A 6,292-nucleotide genomic window follows, 5' to 3' on the forward strand; every position below is an offset into this window, starting at 1 on the left:
TCAGACATGAACGGGCTTTTTTTAGAAACTTTGATATTTTGATACACCATTGAATTCTAACTAAGAAGACAGTATACTAGAAAATGAGAGAGGGAGATGACAATGGTTTTTGCGCAGATTGCTGCATTTTTTATTATTTTATTTGTTATTTTGTTTATCATTGATAAGCGACGAATTAGTAACGGGATATTTTTGACGATTGGGCTTTTTTTCACTATTTTAGCTGTGGCTTACGGGCTTATGGCGTCGCAGAATAATATTATGACGATTATCGTAGTCGTGGTTTTCTTCTTGGTTGTGGCATTGATTCCTTTTACAATTATCGGCCTTGGGATTGGGCTTGTTGTTAATGGGCGATTGATGGCCAAGCGCGAAGGACGCAGAATTCCTAATTTATTGACATTGTTTGTAGGCATTGCGATTTTAGGAGTGATTTTATTGTTTATTTTGCACCTTACGATTTGGCCTTATATTTGGTTGAGTATTTTCTTTACTGGATTGCTCTTTATCATTGGTTATTTTGCCTTTATTTTGGTGAGTTTCTTGCTTTCTTCTTATATTTATCAGTACAATAGACCGCGTTTGAAGCAGGATTTCATTATTGTGCTTGGCAGTGGCTTGATTGGCGATAAAGTGCCACCGCTCCTTGCTAGCAGATTGGATCGTGGTATTACTTTTTACTACAAACAGGCCGCGAAAAATTTTGCCCCGCAGTTCATCGTGTCTGGTGGCCAAGGCCCTAATGAATGGGTATCTGAGGCGTTTGCGATGAAGAACTACTTACTTGAAAAAGGGATTCCAGACGAGCATGTGTTGATGGAAGACCTGTCTGTTAATACGCTACAAAATATGCAGTTTTCTAAAACCATTATGATGGATTTGAAAGAGAAGTACCGTAGTATTTTCGTAACGAATAATTTCCACTTGTTCCGCGCTAGCCTGTATGCGCGAAAAGCGGGACTAAAAAGCCAAGGCATCAGCTCCAAAACGGCGCTTTATTACTTGCCAAACGCTTTGTTACGCGAATTCATTGCGATTATCGTGATGTATAAGTGGTGGCATATCATTACTGTTAGCTTCATTGTGCTAATAACACTCGCTTTGATTGCCGTTTCTATATTTTTCTAGAAAAAAACGCCTATCCTCAATCAGGACAGGCGTTTTTATATGTTATTCTGTAAAATGAGACGTATCATTTAGTCGCTCAATTTTGAAAAGACCATTTTCATAAGAAAGTACCGTTACACTCGCATTATCAAGAATAAAGTTAGCTTTTACAGATGGCTCTAGCTCATGCACGATATTGCGAATGGTGTTGCCGTGCGCCACAATCAGGATATTCCCGCCAGACTCACGGTGCGTATTAATCACATGCAAAAAGCCCTTTTCGACGCGGTTCCAAAAGGTCATGAAATCCTCCGCCTCATGCTTTGGATCAGCAACTTTCGTTCCGTTCATCGTTTCGCGAACATTTGCTTTCTCAAAAAGCTCTTCTTGGCTCGCATAACCCATTGATTTAGCTACTTTCGCCCAAGTCATCGCACTCGAATCCCCTTCAAAGGACCCGAAAAAAGTTTCCCGGAATTCGCTGCGAGGCTCAAGCGTTAAGCCAAAACCATGTTTATTTTCTTTTAAAATCAGTTCCGCAGTCGCAATTGTTCGGTGTAAGTCACTAGAATACGCCGCGACAAATTCAGTATCTGCGAGGCCTCGGCCACTTTGTTTCACGATTTCCACGCCCTCAGGTGTTAGTGGAGAATCCGCCCAGCCTTGCATTTTTTCATATTTATTCAAATAGGTTTGTCCATGACGTACAAAGTATAGCGATAATGGTTTGTTCATTTCTCTTCCCTCCAAATGAATATGTAATAGCTCCTTCTTAACTATAGCATATTTTCGGAGGTAGGAAAAACGTTGGGAACTGCTATCTTCTTGTCAAAAGCGAATGCTCCGCCCGCAAAAAAGTACTGCTAACATGGCGCATCGATTCCATCCGTTGCTCTGCCATCCGATTCGCCGCTTGCGCTGGCAAGATTTTTTCTTCCTTCGCGATATCAAAAACTTTTCCAATTTGGCCGTAAATCTCGCCAATCTTATGTTTGGCGCGTTCCTCATTGTAACGACTCAACTCATCGGCAACATTAATCACACCACCCGCATTCACGATATAATCCGGCGCATACAAAATACCGCGATCCGCCAACATTTGACCGTGATGAATGGTTTGCAACAACTGATTGTTCGAGCTACCACACACCGCCTTCACTTTCAAACGCGGAATCGTCGTATCATTCAACACCCCACCAAGCGCACATGGTGCAAAAATATCTGCGTCCACATCATATATCTCATCCGGCGCCACAGCTTTCGCACCAAACGCCGCCACAGCACGATTCACAGCCTCCTGATTAATATCCGTCACAACCAGTTTCGCGCCATCTTTATGCAACAACTCGCATAACGCATAGGCAACATTTCCGACACCCTGCACCGCAACAGTTTTCTCAGCTAGCGTATCCGTTCCAAAAGCCTCCAATGCCGTGCGTTTCATCGCGCTGTAAACCCCAAGCGCCGTCATCGGACTAGGATTGCCTGATGAACCATAGCTCTCCGAAATCCCCGTCACATAATCCGTCTCCGCATGAATCATATCCATATCAGCCACCGTCGTACCAACATCCTCCGCAATAATATACCGCCCGTTCAAGCTCTCCACATAACGACCCAATGCGCGGAACATCGCCTCCGATTTATCCTTTCGTGGATCACCAATAATCACCGTTTTCCCACCACCAAGATTTAAACCAGCCGCTGCATTTTTATACGTCATCCCACGAGCCAAGCGCAACACATCCTCTAACGCCTCTTCCTCCGTCTCATACGGCCACATCCGGCACCCACCAAGCGCAGGCCCCAGCGTCGTATCGTGAATTGCAATAATCGCTTTTAACCCAGAAACCTTATCGTGACAAAAAACAACTTGCTCATAATCATATTTCTCCATTCGTTCAAATAACATCTTTATATCCCCCTACCTCGAAATGAATGCGTTTTCTTCTCTCTTTTATTATACGAAATGTGATAATTGGATGAAAGTTTTTAGACTTCTTATATCATTTTTCATACTTTGTATCCAATTCAAGTTCTATTTACTCATAACAAAAAATAAGTAGGAAAAACATAAAAACGGATAAGATAGCGATTTCATCGTTTATTTTTGCAAAATTATAGCTAGGCTAAACTAAGTGAAAACTAGCATAAAATAAGACTAAAGACGCCCAAACAATACTTAGGCGCCTTCGTTTTTTATTCTGTTACAATCGCTGTAATTCCGTCGCGTTCTGAGAATCGCAATTCCAGCCCACAATTCGGGTCAAAGTTCCCCTCTTTTGTTGCCCAATAACGAATGGCTTGAATAAGCGAGAAGTGATCCAGCGCCTGAACTAGCTGGCCATTTTTCATCACATCAGCGCCAAACCCTCTACTCTCATCATACGTCAACACCACTTCCACATCTTCCAACTGCAAACCTTTTTCATGCGTGAAGAAATGAATCACGGCGTTCGAGATATTGCCTTCATCAAGAACCGTTGCCCCGTCGTTATTCTCAGTCGGACCTTGATGATCAAAAACATTCGACTGCGGCTTCGGATTATTACGATTCCGCCATTTCTGGAAGAAGTAAATCAGAATACGAATCACTAAAATAATCGCAATCACGTTAATAATAAGGGCTAAAATATCACCAAACGCGCCCATATTTCCTAACATACTACCAAAAAGCAAACCGGCAATCCCACCGAATAAAAGTCCGCCTAGGAAACCACGATTATTACTTTTATTTTTTGTTGCTTGGTTATTCGTTGTTTTTTTCGTCGTATCCCGTTTAATTTGGTTATTATTCGGACGATACGAACGGCTCGGCGAACGATACCCCTTCGCGTGCGCTTCGCTTACTTGTTCATATTTCGCTGGCACAATGGTGTTGTATGTCGTCGTTCCAAGCGGTGAGAATACGAGCACGACAGACATCGCAAATAATAAAACTAGTTTTTTCAATTGCTCTCCTCCTGATTTTTGCATTTTCTCATCAAGTCACACGAGCACAACTGGCCGTTTACGCGCAAAAAGAGACCTCACGAATAAACGTAAGGTCTCGCAAACAATCGAAAATTGCTAACAATGCCGGGGTTTTATCCCGTACTGACGACATTGCTATACTGCTACTCCCCTTATCGGGCTTACTGAATTTGAATAAGGCTAGTATATTATATTTTGCGTGGAATGGCAAGGGATTGAGAACAATACTACCACGAAAAAATCAGCTATTTGGCTGTAAATCTAATTTATTCATCTAGCCCTAACAATTTTTCAACGTTTAGATGGGCGATTTTTTCCCTATCTTCATCAGAAATCGGCGCCGTTTCTAAAAATTCACGAGATTTAGTGTCGATAAGATATGGGTAATCGCCAGAATAAATCACATGATCCGCGCCCATTTCAGCAATGGCAAATTGAAGTTGCGGTACTGAAAATAAACCACTTGGCGTAATGTAGACATGGTTGCGATAATAATCTGAGATATTCCGTTTAAGCCCCGTCATGCTTGGCAACATTGTTTCATCCATACGCTCTAGGAAATACGGAACAAATTCACCCCAGTGACCAGAAATGATTTTCAAATTCGGCAACTTATCAAACATCCCTGACAAAATCAGGCGAATCACGTGAATACCAACATCCATATGCCAGCCGTACCCTGCCGAAGCAAAGGTCGCAGTCAACATCGGAGACCATTCCGTGCTGTTAAAATAATAGTCCGAAATCTCCTTCGCAATAATCGATGGATGCATATAAATCGGCACATTCAGTTCCTCAGCCTTAGCAAATATCGGTAAAAACTGTGGATCATCAAAGAATTTCCCCTCAAAAGTTCCTGCCAACATCGCGCCCTTAAATCCATGGACTTTTACTGCACGTTCTAATTCAGTAGCCGCTGCCATTGGGTCCGCAACTGGTAGCGAAGCAAAACCTGCGAATCTTGTTGGATTTTTACGAATCATGCTCGCTAATTCATCATTCGCCTCCCGACATAAAGCAATTGCCGCTTTGGCGTCCGTTAATGTTTGCGGATTGCCGTTTCCGTATGCTATGACCTGCATATCGATACCTGCTTCATCCATGAACTTGATGCGTCTTTCACCAACATCCTCTATATCATCTGTTGATGAGAGAAAGTTTTTTGCCATCTCAAGCCCAGCTTTATTCGTTTGTTTTTGTTCGGGGTTTGCTGTCGCATTGATTTCGTCCATTTTTTTGCTTACGTTGGCCGATTGGTAATGCTCTTCGATTGTGATAATTTTCATGTCTCAACACTTCTCTCATTTTATATAGTTAACTATCTATTTAGTGACATTGTTCAACATTTTTTCTAATAAGACAAAAGCTTGGTTTATTTCCTCTTTAGATAAGCCGTGGATGAGTGATTGTTCCATATCATGCGCGATTTCTTTTAATTTCTTCTCCAGTTTTAACGTTTTTGGACAGAGTACAATAGTTCGATAACGAGCGTCTTCCTGACTTACAACCCGTTTTAAAAACTGCTTTTTTTCAAGTCGATTAAGAATGCCTGTAATGGTTGGATTGCTGAGGTCAAAATAGGTTTCCAAATCTTTTTGATACATTGCTTTTTCTTGGTTGTTTAGCATATACATCAGGATTTTGAATTGCGTGTGTGTCATGTCTACTTCTTTTAGCATTTTGTTGCATCGGCCGTCAAAAGCAATGTCGATGCGTTTTAGATAAATTCCCATTTTTGAGTATTTTGTCATTCAATCACCTCTTTTTATATAGCATACTATGTATTATATGCTTTTATTTTTGGATGTCAATTTATATGGTATCAGTTAAATCCATATTACAGAATAATAGACATAAACACGTAAATTGATTAACTGCTTCTGAATGTTTCTCCTTGAATCTTAGCACATATTATAGAACTTATTACGAATTACATAATATCCGTAATCCATCAAAAAAACAGCTATCAGAATTTCTGATGGCTGTTTTTCTATCATCTTTACTCAATATTAACTCTACACCCAGTATAAAACAATCGGAAGTTAGAAATTATGTCTACTTACAAGATATAACTGATATATTAAAACCAATCAATCATTTATAACACGATGTCTTGATAATCAACTTCTTCTACTTTTTCATTCTCAATCCGAACTCCCACACCATTATCTGTATCCCAAGTACAATCACACACTAAGCCAATTCTTCTCAC

7 protein-coding genes are annotated in these 6,292 nt (G+C 40.8%); 1 reads left to right on the top strand and 6 read right to left on the bottom strand.

Annotated features, from left to right (window positions below):
• Positions 1–102 precede the first annotated feature (102 nt).
• Positions 103–1,128: a YdcF family protein gene (locus EP57_RS09675; protein WP_036086155.1), complete on the top strand. Its 1,026-nt coding sequence runs from the start codon at positions 103–105 to the stop codon at positions 1,126–1,128.
• Between the two features lie 42 nt (positions 1,129–1,170).
• Here EP57_RS09675 and EP57_RS09680 read toward each other — a convergent pair whose 3' ends face one another.
• The 6 genes from EP57_RS09680 to EP57_RS17365 form a co-directional block, all read right to left on the bottom strand.
• Positions 1,171–1,842 carry a histidine phosphatase family protein gene (locus EP57_RS09680; RefSeq protein WP_036086157.1) on the bottom strand — a complete coding sequence of 224 codons (672 nt, stop codon included), beginning with the start codon at positions 1,840–1,842 and terminating at the stop codon, positions 1,171–1,173.
• An 82-nt stretch (positions 1,843–1,924) separates the two neighbouring features.
• Positions 1,925–3,019, bottom strand: a complete 1,095-nt coding sequence (locus EP57_RS09685) for a Glu/Leu/Phe/Val dehydrogenase dimerization domain-containing protein (protein ID WP_036086160.1) — start codon at positions 3,017–3,019, stop codon at positions 1,925–1,927.
• Between the two features lie 287 nt (positions 3,020–3,306).
• Positions 3,307–4,059 (bottom strand): DUF2653 family protein, encoded by a 753-nt coding sequence (locus EP57_RS09690; RefSeq protein WP_036086162.1) that lies wholly within the window; start codon positions 4,057–4,059, stop codon positions 3,307–3,309.
• A 287-nt stretch (positions 4,060–4,346) separates the two neighbouring features.
• A complete protein-coding gene (locus EP57_RS09695; protein WP_036086164.1) occupies positions 4,347–5,366 on the bottom strand; it encodes an amidohydrolase family protein in 1,020 nt (339 codons plus the stop codon).
• A 36-nt stretch (positions 5,367–5,402) separates the two neighbouring features.
• A complete protein-coding gene (locus EP57_RS09700) occupies positions 5,403–5,831 on the bottom strand; it encodes a MarR family winged helix-turn-helix transcriptional regulator (RefSeq protein ID WP_052167626.1) in 429 nt (142 codons plus the stop codon).
• Positions 5,832–6,178: 347 nt separating this feature from the next.
• A partial coding sequence (locus EP57_RS17365) for a DUF6985 domain-containing protein (RefSeq protein WP_420912083.1) occupies positions 6,179–6,292 on the bottom strand: 114 nt, incomplete at its 5' end.

The organism is Listeria booriae, from assembly GCF_000766865.1.
Classification (GTDB): domain Bacteria; phylum Bacillota; class Bacilli; order Lactobacillales; family Listeriaceae; genus Listeria_A; species Listeria_A booriae.

Coding starts and splice junctions, on each gene's coding strand:
- EP57_RS09685 (WP_036086160.1), bottom strand. CDS start 3,019: ATGTTATTTGAACGAATGGAGAAATATGATTATGAGCAAGTTGTTTTT.
- EP57_RS09680 (WP_036086157.1), bottom strand. CDS start 1,842: ATGAACAAACCATTATCGCTATACTTTGTACGTCATGGACAAACCTAT.
- EP57_RS09695 (WP_036086164.1), bottom strand. CDS start 5,366: ATGAAAATTATCACAATCGAAGAGCATTACCAATCGGCCAACGTAAGC.
- EP57_RS09675 (WP_036086155.1), top strand. CDS start 103: ATGGTTTTTGCGCAGATTGCTGCATTTTTTATTATTTTATTTGTTATT.
- EP57_RS09700 (WP_052167626.1), bottom strand. CDS start 5,831: ATGACAAAATACTCAAAAATGGGAATTTATCTAAAACGCATCGACATT.